Below are 19559 nucleotides of genomic sequence, written 5' to 3' on the forward strand. Positions count from 1 at the left end.
TGCTGGATTCCCGCCTGCGCGGGAATGACATAGAGTAAAAATCGTAGGGTATTATAGGTGTTCATCTATTCATTTGCACCATGACAATATTTATATTTCTTGCCTGAACCGCACGGACATAGCTCATTACGAGATACCCTACCCCAACTAGTAGGATCATCAGGGTTTCTATCTTTTGGATCAATGCGTGATACGACTGGTTTAAGGTCAGTCTCAAGGCTACTTCCTGCGTTATATTTACTAAATGCCGGATCTTCCCGACTCTCACACATATTTTTCTGAAGTTTTTTATACTCAAGCGAAACATCTTCTTTTTGAACATTTTTTAAGTCAATATGGAAATGGTATACGGTTTGAATAAATAATTCTTTTAAATTATTAAGCATCTGCTCGAATAAGTTAAATGCTTCTCTTTTATACTCACTAAGAGGATCTTTTTGGCCATAAGCTCGAAGAGATATGCCTTGTCTTAAATGATCTAAGCTATATAAATGATCTTTCCAAACTTGATCAAGGGTAGTTAATAAAATATATTTCACGGCATTATGCATTAACTCGCTACTATAGGCTTCTTCTTTTGACTTATATATATCATGAGCCATTTGTATAACGGTCTTCGTGATTTCTTCTTCCGTTACATCATTTTTACTTACTACATTATGATCAAATTTTATAGAAAAAACACGATGTAATTCTACGCTTAAATTCTCTATATCCCAATCTTCTCTATAAGAGCCTACCGGCATGAAAGTTAATACTATCTTTTTGGCGAGTTCCTCAGTAGTACTATTTAAGAAACCGTGACTATCTTTAGATTTAATAATTTCAGTACGTTGCTCGTATATTATCTTACGTTGGTCATTCATTACATCATCAAAACGTAATAAATTTTTACGCATTTCGTAGTTATGTCCTTCCACTTTTTGCTGCGCTTTCTCAAGTGAACGACTAATCATTGGATGGTGGATAGCCTCTCCGTCTTTCAATCCAAGTGTTCTAAGGACTCCTGATATACGATCTGATGCAAAAATACGCATTAAATCGTCATCAAGCGATAGGAAAAACTTAGTTTTACCAGGATCACCTTGTCTACCTGATCTTCCTCTTAGCTGATTATCTATCCTACGGCTTTCATGCCTTTCCGTACCTATCACAAATAAGCCGCCTGCTTCAATAACCTGCTTCTTTTCTTCGGCAATTTGAGCTTTTATTTCAGCTATTTTAGCTTCATAATTATGTTCTTTATCCAGCTGTTCTATTAACATTTCAGGATTACCGCCAAGCATAATATCAGTACCCCGTCCTGCCATATTAGTTGCAATCGTTACTGCCTTAAACCTACCTGCTTGAGCAATAATAAAAGCTTCCTGCTCATGAAATTTGGCGTTTAATACTTTATGAGGGATGTTTTCTTTATTTAAAACGCTTGAAAGTTCTTCTGACTTTTCTATGCTTATCGTACCGACAAGTATAGGCTGTCCACGATCGTAACAATCCCTAATTAGCTTTAAGATAGCATCATATTTTTCTTTTTTACTACCGTAAATTTCGTCATCAAGGTCAAGCCTTGTAACTTTATTATGGGTTGGGACTGCGACCACATCGAGATTATATATATCTTTTAGTTCCGGTGCTTCGGTCATAGCCGTACCGGTCATACCCGATAATTTAGGATAATTACGAAAATAATTTTGGAAAGTAATAGATGCTAAAGTTTGGTTCTCATTTTGAATTTTCACATTTTCTTTTGCTTCTAATGCTTGATGTAACCCTTCCGAATATCTACGCCCTTCCATTACACGACCGGTAAACTCATCAATAATCATTACTTTACCTTCACGCACCAAATAATCTACATTAACAGTAAACATATTATGAGCTCTTAAGGCTTGGTTAATATAATGTACTAAAGTTAAATTCTCAAAATCATATAAACTGGTATCTGGTTTTATAATATTTTCTTTACTTAAAAGCGATTCTATATGTGTAATGCCGGTTTCCGTTAAATTGATAGTTTTTAATTTTTCGTCTTTTTCAAAATCACTTGCATTAAGCAGACGTACTATTTTATCAATTTTACCGTATAATTCTGCATTATCATTAACCGGACCCGAGATAACGAGCGGAGTTCTTGCTTCATCTATCAAAATCGAATCAACCTCATCGATGATAGCAAAATTAAAAGGACGCAGTACCCGCTCCTGCAAGCTATACTTCATATTATCCCTTAAATAATCGAAACCGAGTTCATTATTTGTTGCATGAGTAATATCGGCGTTATAGGCGGCTCGTTTTACCTCATCAGGCATACCGCCAACAATACATCCAACCGATAAACCTAAAAAATTGTAAATTTTACCCATGGCAGCAGAATCACGGCGTGCTAGATAATCATTTACGGTTACAACATGTACACCTTTTCCAGTTAAAGCATTTAAATAAGCAGGAAGCGTTGCAACTAAGGTCTTACCCTCACCGGTACGCATTTCGGTAATCATGCCTCGATGTAATATCAGGCCACCTATAAGCTGAACGTCAAAATGACGCATACCGCAAACTCTTTTAGCTGCTTCCCTAACTACCGCAAACGCCTCATATACTATATCGTCTAAAGTAGCTCCGTTTTTAAGCTTTTCTTTAAACTCCACAGTTTTATTCTTCAACTCCTCATCTGATAATTTTTGTATAGCAGGTTCAAGCGAGTTAATTTTTGTAATTTCAGAAAATAGTTTTTTTACAGTACGATCATTTGCAGTACCGAAAAGTTTTTTTAAAATAGAAAGCATTAAAGTCCTTATGATATTTTTAGTATTTTAGTACTTGAATATAGGTATTTTTTATAAAATTATCAAATGTTATAATTTTATTTAAATGAATAATTTTTTTACTACAAATATTTGTAAATTATTATTAATAAATAAAATATTCTCAAATAGCTGTTGACGGTTATATATTATTTTTATAAAATTTAAGTTTATATTTAACACAATTATGAGTCATAAATGAAAAAATTATCTGTTATATTTTTATCAGTGAGCATGCTTTCCGGTATTGCTTTTGCTGATAAAGACAAGGTAGTTGCTACCTATAAAGGCGGTGAAGTAAAAGCATCGCAAATTATGAAAGAATTTAAGCCTCAGCTTAATCTTCAATCAGGTGAAACAATCAAAAATTTTGATGATTTTCCACCACAAGATCAGGAAAAATTAATAAAAATTTATGTTAATAATCTTTTGTTAAAAGAAGAAGTTGCTAAGTCAAATATTACTTCTTCTAAAGAATTCCAAGAAAAACTTGAAAATGCAAAAAATCAATTAGCTCAACAAGAATTACTAGCAAACTACATAAAATCTAACATTACAGATAAGATGTTTGATGACGAATATAATAAATATGTCGTTAATCTTAAAGGTAAAGAACAAATAAAAGTTGCTCATATTTTAGTTAAATCTCAAAAAGAAGCTAATGATATAAAAACCAAATTAAGCAAAGGCGGAAACTTTACTAAGCTTGCAGAAGAGTTATCTCTTGATAAAGCTTCAGCTTCAAACGGCGGCGTTATCGGTTACATTCTACTAAATCAACCTGGGCAGTTAGTACCGGAATTTGAAAAGAAAGCTTTTGCTTTAAAAGTAAATGAAGTTTCAACTCCTGTAAAAACCGATTTCGGTTGGCATATTATCAAAGTGCTTGAGAAAAAACCTGTGCCTATTCCAACAAAAGAAGAAGCAAAAGTAACTATTGATAATATATTAGCTGCAGAAATACTAAAGAAATATATTGCTGATTTAGAAGCTAAAGCTAATGTAAAAATCATGTTACCTAAAGCAGACAGCAAAGCCGGATCGTAATTTATATTTTGTCATTGCGAGAGCGGGCATTCCCCGTATACCAAGTCGTCATTACGAGGAAAAACTGTAAGTTTTGACGAAGCAATCTCAGGAGTTTGTTATTACTGCATGAGATTGCCAAGTCGCTTCGCGCCTCGCAATGACGGTTTGGGTATCCATGCAACAATGCCTCCGCAGGAATGCAATAGGGTTCACACAGTAACACGCCTCTACCCACGAATAACATTATAACTACTCTCAATCACAGCAAATGCTACACACACAGGATAATCATCAGCAAGAGAAAGGTGAATATTAAAAGGAGAGAGTTTGTTTGTATAGTTTGAGCTAACTTCTACTATAGGCTTACCTAAATCATTATTTAGTATAGTAATATCTTTAAAATTTATACCTTGACCTATACCGACTCCAAAGGCTTTACTAACAGCCTCTTTAGCAGCAAAACGCTTGGCTAAAAAAGCAGCATGGTTTATTTTTCCCAACAAAGCAAACTGTTTTAATTCCTTTGAAGTTAGAATTTTTTTAGCAAAAAGTTCTGGATATAAATGTAATATTTTTTCGATTCTAGGAATTTGTACTATATCAGTACCAACACCGATAAGCATTTACTTATCGGTTTCATAATCTTCGCCATGCTCATCAATAAAGATTTGATCATCTAAATCAGAATAATCTTCCCCGATATACACTTCAGGTAAATACTCAAATTTTTCTTCTACAGCTTCTGATTCATCTTGATTAACAAGCGGCTCTATCATAGTTCTTGTACGCAGACTATTTATTAAATCTTGTTCTAACTGAGCTACCGATACTTTTCCGGCAGCAATTCTACGTAATGCGATAACAGGAGGCTTATCAAGCTTTTCTTTTTTGATGTGATTAGTTTCTACTTTATAATTTAATAATTTAGCATATCTTGTTGCTAGGACAACAAGCCGAAACCTATCCGGTATAATTTTATTACAATCTTCTGCTGTAATTCTTGCCATAATTTTTCTCCGTTAAAAATAGTATACTATAAATAAATAGGAAACGAATATACGCAGATCAACTTCAAAAAGAGCAAGGAGTTGACAAGGCGAGGAACACAGCGTATACTTAATACGTGCGTACTGCAGCTCTTGTAGAACGAACGACTTAGCCCATTTTTGAAGTTGATCGAATATATTATACCCTTTTTATATCTGCACCACAATTACTTAATTTTTTTTCTAAATCTTGGAAGCCACGATCTAAATGATATATTCGGTGTAATACGGTTTTGCTATTAGTACTAAGACCAGCGAGTATTAGCGATACCGAAGCTCTAAGATCACTTGCCATAACTTCTGCGCCTTTTAACATTTCTACACCTCGAACAACCGCCTTATTACCTCGTACTACTATATCTGCTCCCATTCTACATAATTCAGGAACATGCATGAAACGATTTTCAAAAATATTCTCGGTGATCATTGAAACACCGCTACTAAGCGTCATAAGGCTCATAAATTGTGCTTGCAAATCAGTAGCAAAGCCAGGATAGGGATTAGTTTCTAAATCCACTGAATTTAACTTCCCTTCATAAGTTACTTGAACTCCGTTATTGATCGGCACAACTTTTATACCCGTTTCGATAAGTTTTAAAGCTATATTTTCTACAATATGGTAATCAATCCCACAAATTTTTACATCACCTTTAGTAATAGCTGCCGCAAACATATAAGTACCGGCTTCAATACGATCAGAAAGTACTTTATAGCTCGCTTTATTTAAAGAATCCTTGCCTTTAATTGTTATTTCGCTAGTGCCGATACCTGCAATATCGGCTCCCATTGTGATAAGACAATTACATAAATCAACTATTTCCGGCTCTCGACCACAATTAAAAAGCACAGTTTCCCCCTCTGCTAAAACAGCTACAAGTATTGCATTAATCGTAGCACCTACGGAAACTTTATCAAAAACAAAATGAGTACCTTTTAAGCGTCCTTTACTTGAAGCGTTAATATAACCGTCTTCTATTTCAATCTCAGCTCCCATAGCTTTTAATACAGCAATATGCAAATCTACTTGCCTTGCTCCAATAGCACAACCACCCGGAAGCGATACTTTTGCTTTACCGTATTTGGTAAGCAAAGGACCAAGCACCCAAATCGATGCTCTCATTTTACGGACTATTTCATAATCTGCAGTAAAGTTATTTATATTTTTGGTATCAATTATAAGCTCAAATTCATCTTGATGTTTTATTATTTCAATATCTGCCCCGTGACTTCGGAGCAAATCTTTCATAGTACTAACATCCGTTAACTTTGGAACATTAGTAATATGCAGTTTATCGGTAAGAATAGACGCTGCCATAATAGGTAGCACGGCATTTTTAGCACCGCTAATATTAATACTACCTTTCAGAGGTGTACCACCGTGAATAATCAATTTGTGCATAAATTATTTTGATAAAATTGTAACGTCATTGCGAGAAAAAACTGATTAAATTGTCATACCGTGGTCAAGCCACGGTATGACACCGATTATACTACACATCCAAATTCACGACATTCAACGCATTTGCTTGGATAAATAACCTGCGAGGTTCAACAACATCACCCATTAAAGTAGAGAAAATGCCTTCTGCTTCATCAATTTCTGCAACTCTTACCTGAAGCAAAGTTCTTTTTGTAGGGTCAAGAGTAGTTTCCCATAGCTGGTCGGAATTCATCTCACCAAGACCCTTAAAACGCTGAATATTTATACCTCTTTTTCCGCATTCTATAATGGTATTTAACAACTGACTCGGTGTTAAAATATCGAATTCCTGACTTTTCACTATAAGCTTTAATTGCTTACTAAATATATCAAAAATCGTTAAAGCAAGCTTTGATATTTGTACAAACTCAAATGATTCTAACTGCTCTTTCAATAATATTTTACTTTCTTTTAAACCCCTACTAAAGCGGAAGAACTCTATTTTATTTTCATGTTTTAAAACTTCCCAATTAGTCTTATCAGGCGAATCTTCTAAGCTATTTAAAACATCTAAAGCTTTTTTAAGTCTTAAATCACTTTCAGGATCAAATATTTTGTTATTAAGTAAGTCATTAATAGCAAGAATTTCGGTAATTGAGCGATTAAATTTTTTGCTAGCATGGTCAAGTAAGCCGTTAAACTTAACCACTTTATTAATTAGCTCTTCTAAATTATCACCCACTAACTGCTCTTTATCGTCTAGAATTAAGGTTGCATCATTAATAGTTGATTTGATCAAATAATCTTGCAGCGCTTGCTCATTCTTTAAATAAAACTCGGCTGCTCCTTTCTTTACTTTATAAAGCGGTGGCTGAGCTATATATAGATAGCCTTTATTTATTAGCGCAGGCATATGACGATAGAAAAACGTGAGTAATAAAGTTCTAATGTGCGAGCCATCAACATCAGCATCAGTCATAATAATAACTTTATGGTATCTAAGCTTTTCTAAGGAAAATTCTCGTTCAACACTAATTCCAAGCGCTGTAATTAACGTACCGATTTGGTCCGAACCGAGCATTTTATCAAATCTTGCACGTTCAACGTTCAAAATTTTACCACGCAAAGGCAATATAGCCTGAATTTTGCTATCCCTACCCTGCTTTGCAGTACCGCCCGCAGAGTCCCCCTCAACAATAAACAATTCTGAAATAGCAGGATCTTTTGCATGGCAATCTGCAAGTTTACCTGGTAAATTCGAAACTTCTAAAGCTGATTTTCTTCGAGTGAGTTCCCTTGCTTTTCTAGCAGCTTCACGAGCATTCGCAGCTTCCATAATCTTAGCTATAATTGCCTTAGCTTCTGCTGGATGCTCTTCAAACCACTCAAGAACCTTTGTATAAACGGCATTCTCAACAACCGGTCGTACTTCGGAGCTTACTAGCTTATCTTTTGTTTGAGAAGAGAATTTAGGATCAGGGACTTTAACGGAAAGCACACAACATAGCCCTTCCCTAGTATCTTCACCGCTAAAGTAATTTTTAGCTTTTTTATTAAGACCCGTAGTATCAAGATACGAGGTAATAACACGTGTTATCGCTGATTTGAAAGCACTAAGATGAGTTCCGCCATCACGCTGCCTAATATTATTAGTAAAGCATAAAATATTTTCATGATAAGAATCGTTCCAATGCATCGCAAGCTCAAGGCTTATACCGGACTCAGCATTCTCCGTATTAACTACTATACATGGATGGATAGCGTGCTTCGCTCTGTCTATATATTTTACATAAGCTTCTATACCGCCCGTATAATAAAACTCTACTTCTTTCACTTCTTCAAAGCGATTATCGACGAGTAAAATCTTTACGCCTGAATTTAAAAAAGCAAGCTCACGAAGACGATGCTCTATAGTGCCAAAATCAAATTCTATATTAGTAAACGTTTCTACAGACGGAAAAAAAGTAACTTCCGTACCTTTTTTATCAATATTTTCTTTGACAACCGCAAGCGGAGCTTCCGTTATACCATTATTAAATCTCATCAAATATTCCTTATTATTACGCCAAATACGCAGCTCAAGCCATTCAGAAAGAGCATTTACAACCGATACACCAACACCGTGTAGACCGCCTGCAACCTTATAAGCGTTCTGGTCAAACTTACCGCCTGCGTGAAGTTGAGTCATAATAACTTCAGCTGCCGATATTCCTTCTTCTTCATGAATTTCAACGGGTATACCTCGCCCGTTATCGGATACGGTTACTGAACCGTTTTTATTTAATGTTACTCGTACTAGATCGCAATAACCAGCAAGCGACTCATCGATAGCGTTGTCGACTACTTCATAAATCATATGATGTAGACCCGACCCGTCTCCAACATCCCCGATATACATTCCCGGTCTTTTTTTTACGGCTTCAAGACCTTTTAAAACCTTTATGGAATCAGCACCGTATGATGATTCGTTAAATTTTTTTTCAATTTCCGACATGTTATATATTTGGCTCTATTACTTGTTGCTAGAAACAATAAAAATGACTATAACGTAACTTATTAAAATAGTAAAGTTTCTTGATTTAAAATTCGCGAGATAACAATGAATATATTAAAGTTCAAACATATTTTCGATGTAATGAATGATTATGACGTGTTTTTATTCGATCTTTGGGGGGTAATAATTGAAGGGGGGCTTACCTATCCGGGAGTCGTACAAAATATCAATAAGATTATTGAACGAAAAAAAGTATATTTTGTCACTAATGCTCCACGCAATATTGTTTCACTGCATCAAACAATTAAATCGTGGGGATTAAATGCAGAACCGGAAATGATCATTAGCTCAGGAGAAATAGCAGTAGAAATGATACTAGAAAGTAAAGAGCGGTTCGGTATAGAAAAACCAGCAATATATCATTTAGGACATTTAGAAAATGATATAATAAACAGAATTCAATATCCTATCACTGACGATATTAACAAAGCTAATATTTTCTTAATGACTATTTACAGAGACGAAAACGAAAATTTAGATTTAAACGAATTCAATGAATTATTTAAAATTGTTGTACAACGTAAAATGGTCAATATTTGTGCTAATCCTGACCTTGGAATAAATCAGCACGGTGTTTATAGATATTGTAGCGGCTATTATGCCGAAAAAATAAAGCAGCTTGGCGGAAAAGTAATTTATAGTGGTAAGCCATATGAAGAAATATATAGCAAAATTTTAAAAGAATGTCATAATACCCCTAAGAATCGCATGTTAATGATTGGGGACACTGTTTACACCGATATACTTGCAGCAAATCGCCTTGGTATAGACTCTGCCCTAGTGTTAACCGGAAATTCTAGAGAATATCATATTGATTTTGATAATATTGATGAAAAACTAGATAGTTTAATGAAAGCTGCTGTTAAGCAATCGATTACACCTAGTTTTGTTGTTGATTTATCTTGAATAGCTTTCCGTCATTGCGAACGACTAAAGGTGTTGTCGCATGGCTAGTTTATGTCATTCCCGTGGAAGTGGGAATGACATAGAAAGGTGGAAATAACATCAAAAGAATTCTATTGATATTTTACTCATAATCTGCTATAGAGTAAAACTTAAGCGGTCGTGGCGAAATTGGTAGACGCGCAGCATTGAGGGTGCTGTTCTGTAAAAAGATTGGAAGTTCAAGTCTTCTCGACCGCACCATTCGCCGGTTTTTCACAAAGTCAAATTTTTGTTTGTTTCGACACTTCAGATTTTATATTTACTCCTAAGTTCGTCTTGTTAGCAAATGTTTGTGCTAATTGTATACTCCTGATAAATGAAAAGGAGTTAAAATAAAAACTATTGCTTATTTGTACTCTGTGATTTATATTGATTAGCAAATTGTACACAATTCTGTGCCAAGCCTAGCTACCCAGCTTTAAATAATTATAATAAGTCTATAATAAACTATTAGGTCAATAGGCTATGCCTAATTTCAATATATTTAAAAGCATCTTACCAGATCATCACGATCAATTTGCTGAAATTTTTGATCAAATTAACGATCTGATCGAAAATCACAATTATGATGCTGCTGCAAGCAGGCTGGCCAAGCTTCATTATGCTGATTTAGCAGATTTCTTAGATAATCTTAACAATAAAACATATAAAATAATTATTCCTTTATTACAGGATGAAATTAAGCCTGAAACGTTAGTATCATTAAATGCTTATAGTAAACCTTTAATAATAGAAACTTTAGGCATAAAAAAATCTGCAGAATTAATCAATAAGCTAGTTATAGAAGATGCTATTGAAGTAGTAATCGATCTAGACGATGATATAAAAGACCTGATCCTAAGTAATCTCACTAAAGAAAAAAAACACCAAATTACCGTAGGTTGTACATATCCCGAAAATACGGTAGGTAGGGTAATTGAACGAGATTTTATTAATCTTCAAGAAGGATGGACGGTCGAGGAATCATTAAATTTTATCAAGAACGTAAAGAATGACTTTTATGCGGCAATCGTTACGGATAATAAATTACGCCCTATCGGTATTATTTCTCTTAGCACGCTAATTAAAGGCAAACAAAATGAATTGATAAAAGATTTGATGAACAAAGATTTTAAACTTGCAGATGCTTTTACCGACTTAAATGAACTAAGCTTCATTTTTAGACAATATGCTTTAACTATTGTACCGGTAGTAAATAAAAGCGGTAAGTTAGTAGGTAGCGTATCAATCGATAATATAATTTATATTATCGAAGAACAAGCCGGCAAAGATATATTATCATTAAGCGGGGTACACACTCAAGATACCTTCTTCAATGTATTTTATACCGTTAGACATCGTTTTCCTTGGCTCTTTGTTAATCTAATCACCGCCTGCATGACCTCACTTATCATTAACCATTTTAACGATACTATTGCAAAACTTGTAACGCTTGCAGCCATTATGCCTATTGTAGCTTCAATGGGCGGAAATGCCGGAACACAAGCCATGACCGTTACGGTTAGAGCCCTTGCTAATAAAGATATTCATTATAATAATGTCAATAAAGTTATATTAAAAGAAATAGCCGTATCGGCTTTTAACGGTTTTGTACTTGCAATTATCGGAGCAGGACTTAGCTTTGTGATGTTGCTTGACTTAAACCTTAGCGTTATTTTTGCTATTGCAGTTATTTTAAATTTTTTAGTAGCCGGATTATTCGGCTCTGCTATTCCTATAATACTGCATTATTTTGATATAGACCCCGCTACAGGCTCCGGTGTATTTCTAACAACCATAACCGATGCTCTAGGTTTCCTAACTTTCTTAAGCCTTGCTCATATTTTTTTAGTGTAAAATTTGGTGTTTATTCAAATAAAAATATATATACATTGCAGCAAACAGTAGCTATCGCTCCAAGACATTTACATATACCACAACTTGTATCCTGATTTTCAAAGTCGGTAATATTATTCTCATAAGATATATTATTATCTCTTTGTATATTCTGATGATTATTAATATTTGACTCTTTGAACAATAAATTTGCGACAGTTAGTATTAACTCACCCTGTGATGCAGTTAGATTAGTATTATTTAAGGAGCTAGCTTGTGCGTACTCTTGTACTTCTAAACTATTACGGTTTAACATAGTTATATTTTGACTTTAGGATTAATTTTCCTTCATAGAACCTAATCTGCAGCTATTTATTACTGCAATTTTTGACATTTCCTCGCAACGGTTGATATCGTCATGAGCTAAGCGACTGCAAAGAGCGTGGCAATGACGTAAACTTTTCAAATTATCAACTTTTTCTAGGCAATGCCTAATTTTTTAATTAATAGCCCACAAATTATAATGAAATAAGCAATAATTTTTATAGAAGATATAAGCTCTTGGAAAGAAAAGTTTGCAATTTGTGTTTATAGTCAAAAATTACTTGATAAACTCGAATATTTAAATACTAAAGTAGCAAATCCTATAGATATACTCGAAATCACAAAAGGTATCCACTATGCACGTAACACGGTTCTCAAATACGTCAATCAGGCGATCCTTATTATTCGCACCCGATTGAGGTAAAAATTATGCTTGCTGAATTTGTAGCTGAAGAAGCACCTAAGCTTTATAACATTATTATGCTGCAAGCCGCTTTACTTCATGATACTATTGAAGACACTGAATTAACTGAAGAAGCAATTACCGAAATTTTTGGACCGGAAGTAGCAAAACACGTAGAAGGTCTAACTAGAATTAAATCTTACGGGAAGATAAGTAGCGGAGAAAGCCTAAACTTATTAATTAAAGAAAAAAGATACAATACGGCATTAATAAAATTATTTGACCGAATTCATAATGTGCAAACTTTGGGAGTTAAATCACTGAGAAAGCTAGAAAAATTATTGAAGCGACTTTAATAAATTTTCTTCTGATCGCTGCTAATATAAATTATAAACTAGAACAAGAATTTGCTAAGTTATGCCTAAAAGTTTTTAATATTGAACTTGAAAGACACAAAGCTTTTTCTAATAATAACTCTCTGCTTCCTCCTCTAACTTTATAAAATGATTTACTCCAAATGTATAACCAATTAGAATTGGAATAATCAAGAATAATAATCCCCAGTGATTAAAAGAATCTATCAAGTAAATTGTTCTAAAAGAAGAAACTGCAAACATTAAAGCTCGTGATAAAGCAAATATAAAACTGCCGCATGTAAAACGTTTTAATACTGGAAATCTTGCATAAAACACTGCACCTGCCGGAAAAGTAGTAGGGACAAATACTACAATAAATAATTGGAATAAAAGTAATTCTATAGTATTTGAAATATTATTTAGTAAGATAGAAGATATAAGGACTACCATAGAAAATATTATTCATCTTACTTTAAGGACTTTTAAAGGATGTATTTGACAAACCAAATAAGTAACAATTATTGTACTTATTAATTCTGTACCACAAACAATAAAATTTTGATGAATTACTTGATTAGCACTGTAATTATAATGAGTTTTTAGCATATTACCGCAATAAATATAAACAATAATAAAACCATAACGGGGCTCCACAATGTACCAAAAAGAAAGCTATTGCTGTTGGTTTATTAATTTTTTCACTCCAAATAGGGCTTGATTTTAGCTGATTACTATCTATCCCTGCTTGCTCTACAGTTTTCTTTATTCGTCTTTTTGCATCAATGAAATCTCGAGTCTCCCTAAGATTTGTCCTTACAACAGCACCAACTATAGCAATAGCTGCTCCAAACCAAAATGCAATACGCCAATCAAGTCCAAAAGAAGTAACAAGTGTTCCTACCGCCAATGCTACACGGTTGCACCTAAAATTACAAAAACAACAAGCGAAGCCACCACCCAATAACGTTGAGGAATTTTTGTCATTTCGGTTAGATAAAGCTCGGCACCTAATACCTCCCCTATAAAGGACATCCCCTGAGCGATATGACACGCAGTTACTACAAAAGTCCCCGTAATACCAATTTCGGCATAAGTTTTTATAATTAGCCATTATAAGATAACAAAGCGACATTAAAAAAGTTGTAATAATGACCGTTGCCTTACGACCTATAGTATCTCCTATCCAACCGAATATTAAAGCACCGATAGGTCTAAATACATATGTTGCACAATATGCAATGGCAGAATATAGAGAAGCTGCTAGTACATCGGTTTCAGGAAAAAATAGCTCGTTAAGTATTACCGCCATGTGTACGAGCGTGAGATCAAAATATGCAAGAAACGTACCTATCGATAGTAGTCCTATTGTTTCTTTTTGATTACGGGCTAAACTTTTTTGCTCTTTTGCGTAACTTCACATACTTTTCTACAGATTAGTTAAAATTAATAAAGAACTATACTGTTTTATATCAAAATAAAAGTCAAGTTAACAAAATTAGATTTTTTATAGCATTGCTAACTCAAGACAGGTGTCGTAATGAGCTGAGCGACTGAAAGGAGCGTATCAATCTAAAAAAATAATAATAAATTCTAGTTTACAGAGTTTTTAACTAGATTGCTTAGTCAATATACTTTGTAATTGCCTTGCGCGTTAATTTATTAAATAATATATCTTTATTTAGCAATGCCAATAAATTTCTAATTTAATACTTGCAATTTATCTTATAATTACTTATATTCAGGTTCGCTTAGGTTAAAAAGCACTAAGGCGTTTTTATGTAATTAATTTTGATCCCCTTAAACTTTTTACATTAAAACGCCGTTATTTTATTTAAGCGGGTGTAGCTCAGGGGTAGAGCACTACCTTGCCAAGGTTGAAGTCGAGGGTTCGAATCCCTTCACCCGCTCCAGTGATTTTGTCCATTTTATGTCATTCCCGCGTAGGCGGGAATGACATAGAGCATGTGTTTTGAGCCAAGCAACAACACCCTTTTGCAAATGACATCAGTAAGTTTATTATAAATTCAATCTTCCAAACCATATTTTTTCTTAATATCTTCTAATGAAATTACTTCTTCTCTTTTTTCTACACAAGACACAGCAATTAATAAATCTGCTTTTTCTTCTATATAACTTTCTATTGCTTTACGTATAATATATCCTTTTGGTCTAGCGATTTCCTTAACAACATTAGAAAGTATAATATCTAGTGCATTAGAAATTCTATTAGTTATAACTGTCATAAAAATAGCCATTTATCGGTTTTGTGATAACTTATATTAGTATAAAATACATTTAAATATATTTTATATTATTATTTTACCCTTGCATTAAAGCTATTAGGTAGCTATTTTTATTTTATTAGACTTAGTGATAACCTATCTTATAAAGAGAAATTTTAAGGAAACACGGCACGCAGCACCGCAGCGTACAAAAAGGGACGTGAGATGCGAGTACCCGATTGATGTATACCGCAGATACTTCAAAAGTTGGAAGCCAAGTAAGTGGTGAGCCTGCTGAGCGTAGAAAACTACATGAGCAAAGGCGAAGCCTAAAATTTGACGTACCAAAGCTTGAAGTATCAAAGGTATACAAATTACTTTTAGAAAGAGGTTATACAGGAAAAGACTATTGCAACAATTAGGAAATTACATATGTCAGCAAATACGCAAGATAATCAGGCAAATAATAACGACACTATAGAAATACAGGAAACTGAGGTAGTGCCTGCAGAAACAAATTCTTTACAATCGGGGTTAACAAGCTTAATACCGATGGTTTTAATTTTTGCTGTATTTTACTTCTTATTATTACGTCCACAAGAAACACGACGCAAAGAAAGAGAGAAATTAGTAAGTGAAGTTAAAAAAGGCGAAGAAGTTCTAACAAATAGCGGCATTTATGGTATTGTGACTAAAGTAAGTGAAAATGACAATAATATTGAAATCGAAATAGCTAAAGATGTACGTATTAAAGTTTTAAAAAGTGCTATTATCGATATAACTAGTCGTACAAAAGAAGTAGCAGTAAAAAAAGAAAACAAAAAAAATAAGAAGGTAAGCGGTGCAAAATCTTCCTAAGTGGAAAATTTTTCTTTCAATTATATGTACGGTTTTTGCGGTTATTTGTGCCTTACCTAATTTCATGCAGGTACACTCTAAGTTTCTACCTCATGATTCAGTAAATCTAGGACTTGATCTTAGAGGAGGAGCCCATTTATTACTCGATGTTGATTTTGACACCTACTTAAATGATTCAATGGAAAATCTTGCCGACACTTTACGCAAAAATTTTCGTGAGGATAAAATCGGCTATAAAAATCTGTTAGTTAGACAAAATAGCATTCAATTAGAAGTAAGATCGCCTGAGAAATTAAAGCTGTTAAAGAAAATAATTAATAAAATCGATCCAGAAATTATCGCTGAAGTAAATGAAAATAAAATAAAGCTTAGCTACAGCGAATCTAGATTAAATGACTTACTTAATAAGGTCGTAGACCAATCTATTGAGATCGTTCGCATGAGAGTTGATAGTACCGGCACTAAAGAGCCGACCCTACAGAAACAAGGCGATAAGCATATATTACTGCAAGTTCCCGGTGAAGAAAATCCCTCTTACCTGAAGAATATATTAGGGAAAACTGCAAAGCTAACTTTTCATTTAGTTGATGAAAATGCCAATATCGAAGAAGCGGTAAAAGGACATGTTCCAGTAGGTTCAATGCTAGTTAAGGGAGATAACGAAAGTCATGGGGAGTATTATGTCGTTATAAAGAAAAAAGTTGTTTTGGGTGGGGATAAGCTTACAACCGCTTCAGCTTCTTTTGACCAAAATTCGCAAGCGGTAGTTGCTTTTTCTTTCAACAATTTAGGTAGTAAAATATTTGGTGCAATAACTAAAAATAATACCGGTAAACGCCTTGCTATAGTTTTAGACAATAAATTACTAAGTGCTCCAATGATAAACGGAGCGATTATGGGCGGAAGCGGTATAATAACAGGAAATTTTACCGTTGAGTCGGCAAATGAGCTTGCACTATTATTGCGAGCCGGTTCGCTTCCTGCCCCACTGAGAATTATTGAAGAGAGAAGTATAGGTCCAAATTTGGGTGCTGATTCTATAGAGTCGGGCAAAAAGGCAGGACTTATAGGATTTATAGCAGTGTGTGTATTTATGGTTTGGTCTTACGGTGTGCTTGGTTTATTTGCCAATATAGCCTTAAGCCTTGCATTGTTATATATTTTAGCTTTACTTTCACTTTTCCAAGCTACTTTAACTCTGCCGGGAATTGCAGGAATAATACTCACTATGGGTATGGCTGTTGATGCTAATGTATTGATTTACGAAAGAATTAAAGAGGAACTGCATAAAGGAGTGTCTAATCTTTATGCTATTAGAACCGGTTTTGAATCTGCGTTTGCCACTATCCTTGATGCTAACCTAACTACTTTAATCGTTGCTTTTTTACTTTATATATTTGGAGTAGGTGCAATCAAAGGTTTTGCCGTTGCATTAACGATCGGGATTATATCTTCAATGTTTTCGGCGATTATCATTACTAAATTGTTAATAGATATTTGGGTACAATATTTTAAACCTAAAAAATTAGGGCTTGTGTAAAAGAGTAGACTTTGTTGTATGGTCTTTTTATGTCATTCCCACGAAAGCGGGAATCCAGTAACCTTTAATGTCATCCCGCAACTTGATTGCGGGATCTCAGAACATGGCCTGTGATATAAGATACCGTAGTCAAGCCACGGTATGACATTTTCACTTTTCTCTGGATTCCTGCTTTCGCAGGAATAACATAAGAGCCATGCAGCAGGACCAGCTAGGATGACAACACAAAAATGGATAATATCTTATGAAAATACAGTCAAATGTTATAAAAATAATTATCGTAATTAGCTTATTAATAGGAGTAGGAGCATTATATTTGTTGTTATCTTTAAGAACGCCTGAAAAGCCACTTGCCGGTCAAGTTAATATCTATGAAGATAACGTAAAAATCGGCGGTGATTTTGAACTCATAGACCAAAATGGAGAGATATTTAATAGTGATAAGTTGAAAGGCCACTTAAGCCTCATTTACTTTGGATTTACTAGTTGTCCTGATATATGCCCAACCTCTCTAAATAAAATGACGGAGATTGTAGAAATTTTAAATAAACATAAAATAGATATTCTACCTGTTTTTATCACTATTGACCCAAAACGTGATACTCCTATAGCACTTAAAGAATATCTAAAACATTTTCATCCGAAATTTATAGGTCTTACCGGTAACGAGCAGCAAATAAAAGATGTAACTGATAAATTCAAGGTCTTCTATGCTCGTGTGCATGGTGATGATGATGACCCGAACTATATGCTTGATCATTCATCTTTTACATATTTAATCGATGCAAACGGAAAATATCTGAAACATTTCTATTTAGATTCTTCACCTAAGGAAATTATGGAATTTTTAAGAAATGAATAATTATATATCGGTAGCGTATTTATTTACCTTTTTAACCTTAGCGGCATTGTTAATTGTAAGTTTTTTAAATTACAAGTCATTGAAAAATAAACAGAACTTTAATGCAAAAGAGAGTAAGAAATAGATTAATAACAATAATTATTTGTTTCTGCTCAGCATTTTTAGGAATTAGTATAATACTTTACAATTTAGAGAAAAATATAGTATTTTTTTTGCCGCCGTCAAAAATTAATGAAATAGAACAAGGCAAAGAGTTAAGAGTCGGTGGGCTTGTTAAAACAGACTCAATAAATAAAATTGCTGATGATAAGATAAGTTTTGTTATTACCGATAATATTAAGGATTGCGAGATATTATATCAAGGCGCCCTTCCGGCTCTATTTCGTAAAGGACAAGGAATTATTGCCATCGGGCAATTATCGAACGGGAAATTTATAGCAAGACAATTACTTGCAAAGCATGATGAGAATTACAGACCTCCGCAATAACAACGTCATTGCGAAGAGCGAAGCGACGTGACAATCTAGTAAAATAGGCCTAAGATTGCTTCGTCAATTACTTACGTAAATTTTCTCGCAATGACGAAAAACAACTAAACCAAATAAATAAAAACATGTTTATAGATAAAATCAAAGCAAAAGCAAATAATTACGAAATAAACGTAATTATCGAAATTCCGATGAATAGCGGTCCAATCAAATACGAATTTGACAAAGAATCAGGAGCAATTTTTGTTGATCGCTTTATGCAAACTACCATGAGCTATCCATGCAATTACGGTTTTATTCCTCATACTCTTTCAAATGACGGTGATCCAGTAGACGTACTTGTCGTAGCTCATCATCCGGTAGTGCCTGGGTCGGTTATACAATGCCGAGCAGTCGGTGTATTGATGATGGAAGACGAATCAGGGCTTGATGAGAAAATAATCGCAGTACCGACTTCTAAGCTCGATATTACTTTCGATCATATTAAAGAGCTAGATGATTTATGTGACATGCTCAAGAAACGTATCGTGCATTTCTTTGAGCATTATAAAGATTTAGAAAAAGGTAAATGGGTTAAAGTTACTGGATGGGAAAATAAATCAAAAGCAGACGCTTTAATCAATGAAGGAATAGATAGGGTCAGCTAGGGATAAGAATTCATGACGTTGCTTGCATGGTGCTTGATGTCATTCCCGCAGAGGCGGGAATCCAGAAAAAGTAGCCTTAATCCCGATCTCAACAATTACACATTAATTAACAAAATAAACCTATAAAAAGAAGTTTTTATTTTTTATAGGTTTTACTGGATTCCCGCCTCCGCGGGAATGACATCAGAAAAATAAGATAAAAAACAAACAGTGACCGACTTCTTGCATAACGTAGCTAATAAAGAG

Annotated in this window: 17 protein-coding genes, 2 tRNA genes and 2 pseudogenes; 12 read left to right on the plus strand and 9 right to left on the minus strand. The window is 34.1% G+C overall.

Features of this window, described 5'->3' with window-relative positions; all coding sequences use genetic code 11:
- Nucleotides 1-65: 65 nt before the first annotated feature.
- Nucleotides 66-2786, minus strand: a complete 2721-nt coding sequence (secA, locus tag BTU51_RS05030; RefSeq protein WP_012151042.1) for a preprotein translocase subunit SecA — start codon at nucleotides 2784-2786, stop codon at nucleotides 66-68.
- 216 nt (nucleotides 2787-3002) lie between these two features.
- Between secA and BTU51_RS05035 the strand changes: the two genes are divergently transcribed.
- Complete coding sequence (locus BTU51_RS05035) at nucleotides 3003-3851, plus strand: peptidylprolyl isomerase (RefSeq protein WP_012262490.1); 849 nt, start codon at nucleotides 3003-3005, stop codon at nucleotides 3849-3851.
- Between the two features lie 209 nt (nucleotides 3852-4060).
- Here the strand turns inward: BTU51_RS05035 and acpS are convergent, their stop codons facing one another.
- The 4 genes from acpS to gyrB form a co-directional block, all read right to left on the minus strand.
- Nucleotides 4061-4456 carry a holo-ACP synthase gene (gene acpS / locus BTU51_RS05040; RefSeq protein ID WP_012262491.1) on the minus strand — a complete coding sequence of 132 codons (396 nt, stop codon included), beginning with the start codon at nucleotides 4454-4456 and terminating at the stop codon, nucleotides 4061-4063.
- Nucleotides 4457-4840: a DNA-directed RNA polymerase subunit omega gene (gene rpoZ, locus BTU51_RS05045; RefSeq protein WP_012151045.1), complete on the minus strand. Its 384-nt coding sequence runs from the start codon at nucleotides 4838-4840 to the stop codon at nucleotides 4457-4459.
- 178 nt (nucleotides 4841-5018) lie between these two features.
- Complete coding sequence (gene murA, locus BTU51_RS05055; protein ID WP_012151046.1) at nucleotides 5019-6278, minus strand: UDP-N-acetylglucosamine 1-carboxyvinyltransferase; 1260 nt, start codon at nucleotides 6276-6278, stop codon at nucleotides 5019-5021.
- A 91-nt stretch (nucleotides 6279-6369) separates the two neighbouring features.
- Nucleotides 6370-8793 carry a DNA topoisomerase (ATP-hydrolyzing) subunit B gene (gene gyrB / locus BTU51_RS05060; RefSeq protein ID WP_012151047.1) on the minus strand — a complete coding sequence of 808 codons (2424 nt, stop codon included), beginning with the start codon at nucleotides 8791-8793 and terminating at the stop codon, nucleotides 6370-6372.
- Between the two features lie 105 nt (nucleotides 8794-8898).
- On the opposite strand from gyrB, the gene BTU51_RS05065 reads away from it, so the two are divergent.
- From BTU51_RS05065 to mgtE, 3 genes are all read left to right on the plus strand, one after another.
- A complete protein-coding gene (locus tag BTU51_RS05065; protein ID WP_012151048.1) occupies nucleotides 8899-9759 on the plus strand; it encodes a TIGR01459 family HAD-type hydrolase in 861 nt (286 codons plus the stop codon).
- A 153-nt stretch (nucleotides 9760-9912) separates the two neighbouring features.
- Nucleotides 9913-9999, plus strand: a tRNA-Leu gene (locus BTU51_RS05070).
- 264 nt (nucleotides 10000-10263) lie between these two features.
- Complete coding sequence (gene mgtE, locus BTU51_RS05075) at nucleotides 10264-11634, plus strand: magnesium transporter (RefSeq protein ID WP_012151049.1); 1371 nt, start codon at nucleotides 10264-10266, stop codon at nucleotides 11632-11634.
- 10 nt (nucleotides 11635-11644) lie between these two features.
- Here the strand turns inward: mgtE and BTU51_RS05080 are convergent, their stop codons facing one another.
- Nucleotides 11645-11929, minus strand: a complete 285-nt coding sequence (locus tag BTU51_RS05080; RefSeq protein ID WP_012151050.1) for a hypothetical protein — start codon at nucleotides 11927-11929, stop codon at nucleotides 11645-11647.
- 228 nt (nucleotides 11930-12157) lie between these two features.
- Between BTU51_RS05080 and BTU51_RS05085 the strand changes: the two are divergent.
- Nucleotides 12158-12842 (plus strand): annotated as a pseudogene (locus tag BTU51_RS05085) (HD domain-containing protein).
- On the opposite strand, the gene BTU51_RS09355 reads toward BTU51_RS05085, so the two are convergent.
- Both BTU51_RS09355 and BTU51_RS09360 read right to left on the minus strand, forming a co-directional pair.
- Complete coding sequence (locus BTU51_RS09355; RefSeq protein WP_012262492.1) at nucleotides 12805-13146, minus strand: hypothetical protein; 342 nt, start codon at nucleotides 13144-13146, stop codon at nucleotides 12805-12807. The pseudogene BTU51_RS05085 and the gene BTU51_RS09355 sit on opposite strands and share 38 nt — an antisense overlap.
- A gap of 157 nt (nucleotides 13147-13303) precedes the next feature.
- The gene (locus BTU51_RS09360; RefSeq protein WP_230454785.1) at nucleotides 13304-14005 is read right to left on the minus strand and encodes an MFS transporter; all 702 of its coding nucleotides are present in this window, start codon (nucleotides 14003-14005) and stop codon (nucleotides 13304-13306) included.
- Between the two features lie 526 nt (nucleotides 14006-14531).
- On the opposite strand from BTU51_RS09360, the gene BTU51_RS05100 reads away from it, so the two are divergent.
- A tRNA-Gly gene (locus BTU51_RS05100) sits at nucleotides 14532-14606 on the plus strand.
- A gap of 114 nt (nucleotides 14607-14720) precedes the next feature.
- On the opposite strand, the gene BTU51_RS05105 is transcribed toward BTU51_RS05100, so the two are convergent.
- A complete protein-coding gene (locus BTU51_RS05105; protein WP_014362385.1) occupies nucleotides 14721-14951 on the minus strand; it encodes an antitoxin in 231 nt (76 codons plus the stop codon).
- A gap of 105 nt (nucleotides 14952-15056) precedes the next feature.
- Between BTU51_RS05105 and BTU51_RS10205 the strand changes: the two are divergent.
- The 6 genes and pseudogenes from BTU51_RS10205 to ppa all read left to right on the plus strand — a co-directional run.
- Nucleotides 15057-15313 (plus strand): annotated as a pseudogene (locus BTU51_RS10205) (palindromic element RPE1 domain-containing protein); the annotation flags it as partial.
- Nucleotides 15314-15350: 37 nt separating this feature from the next.
- Nucleotides 15351-15776: a preprotein translocase subunit YajC gene (yajC, locus tag BTU51_RS05115; RefSeq protein ID WP_012151056.1), complete on the plus strand. Its 426-nt coding sequence runs from the start codon at nucleotides 15351-15353 to the stop codon at nucleotides 15774-15776.
- Nucleotides 15760-17316: a protein translocase subunit SecD gene (gene secD / locus BTU51_RS05120; protein WP_012262495.1), complete on the plus strand. Its 1557-nt coding sequence runs from the start codon at nucleotides 15760-15762 to the stop codon at nucleotides 17314-17316. Before yajC ends, secD begins: the two co-directional genes overlap by 17 nt.
- 244 nt (nucleotides 17317-17560) lie before the next feature.
- Nucleotides 17561-18178, plus strand: coding sequence for an SCO family protein (locus BTU51_RS05125; RefSeq protein WP_012151058.1), 618 nt, complete (start codon nucleotides 17561-17563; stop codon nucleotides 18176-18178).
- A 101-nt stretch (nucleotides 18179-18279) separates the two neighbouring features.
- Nucleotides 18280-18666 carry a cytochrome c maturation protein CcmE gene (gene ccmE, locus BTU51_RS05130; protein ID WP_012151059.1) on the plus strand — a complete coding sequence of 129 codons (387 nt, stop codon included), beginning with the start codon at nucleotides 18280-18282 and terminating at the stop codon, nucleotides 18664-18666.
- Nucleotides 18667-18791: 125 nt separating this feature from the next.
- A complete protein-coding gene (ppa, locus tag BTU51_RS05135; RefSeq protein WP_012151060.1) occupies nucleotides 18792-19313 on the plus strand; it encodes an inorganic diphosphatase in 522 nt (173 codons plus the stop codon).
- Nucleotides 19314-19559 lie beyond the last annotated feature (246 nt).

Source organism: Rickettsia rickettsii (assembly GCF_001951015.1).
GTDB lineage: Bacteria > Pseudomonadota > Alphaproteobacteria > Rickettsiales > Rickettsiaceae > Rickettsia > Rickettsia rickettsii.

What these genes read in the sequence shown, in the direction of transcription:
- secA (WP_012151042.1), bottom strand. Translation starts at nt 2,786, where the DNA reads ATGCTTTCTATTTTAAAAAAACTTTTCGGTACTGCAAATGATCGTACT.
- BTU51_RS05065 (WP_012151048.1), top strand. Translation starts at nt 8,899, where the DNA reads ATGAATATATTAAAGTTCAAACATATTTTCGATGTAATGAATGATTAT.
- BTU51_RS05105 (WP_014362385.1), bottom strand. Translation starts at nt 14,951, where the DNA reads ATGGCTATTTTTATGACAGTTATAACTAATAGAATTTCTAATGCACTA.
- BTU51_RS05080 (WP_012151050.1), bottom strand. Translation starts at nt 11,929, where the DNA reads ATGTTAAACCGTAATAGTTTAGAAGTACAAGAGTACGCACAAGCTAGC.
- BTU51_RS05035 (WP_012262490.1), top strand. Translation starts at nt 3,003, where the DNA reads ATGAAAAAATTATCTGTTATATTTTTATCAGTGAGCATGCTTTCCGGT.
- ccmE (WP_012151059.1), top strand. Translation starts at nt 18,280, where the DNA reads ATGCAAAAGAGAGTAAGAAATAGATTAATAACAATAATTATTTGTTTC.
- yajC (WP_012151056.1), top strand. Translation starts at nt 15,351, where the DNA reads ATGTCAGCAAATACGCAAGATAATCAGGCAAATAATAACGACACTATA.
- mgtE (WP_012151049.1), top strand. Translation starts at nt 10,264, where the DNA reads ATGCCTAATTTCAATATATTTAAAAGCATCTTACCAGATCATCACGAT.
- gyrB (WP_012151047.1), bottom strand. Translation starts at nt 8,793, where the DNA reads ATGTCGGAAATTGAAAAAAAATTTAACGAATCATCATACGGTGCTGAT.
- BTU51_RS09355 (WP_012262492.1), bottom strand. Translation starts at nt 13,146, where the DNA reads ATGGTAGTCCTTATATCTTCTATCTTACTAAATAATATTTCAAATACT.
- BTU51_RS05125 (WP_012151058.1), top strand. Translation starts at nt 17,561, where the DNA reads ATGAAAATACAGTCAAATGTTATAAAAATAATTATCGTAATTAGCTTA.
- acpS (WP_012262491.1), bottom strand. Translation starts at nt 4,456, where the DNA reads ATGCTTATCGGTGTTGGTACTGATATAGTACAAATTCCTAGAATCGAA.
- BTU51_RS09360 (WP_230454785.1), bottom strand. Translation starts at nt 14,005, where the DNA reads ATGGCGGTAATACTTAACGAGCTATTTTTTCCTGAAACCGATGTACTA.
- ppa (WP_012151060.1), top strand. Translation starts at nt 18,792, where the DNA reads ATGTTTATAGATAAAATCAAAGCAAAAGCAAATAATTACGAAATAAAC.
- murA (WP_012151046.1), bottom strand. Translation starts at nt 6,278, where the DNA reads ATGCACAAATTGATTATTCACGGTGGTACACCTCTGAAAGGTAGTATT.
- rpoZ (WP_012151045.1), bottom strand. Translation starts at nt 4,840, where the DNA reads ATGGCAAGAATTACAGCAGAAGATTGTAATAAAATTATACCGGATAGG.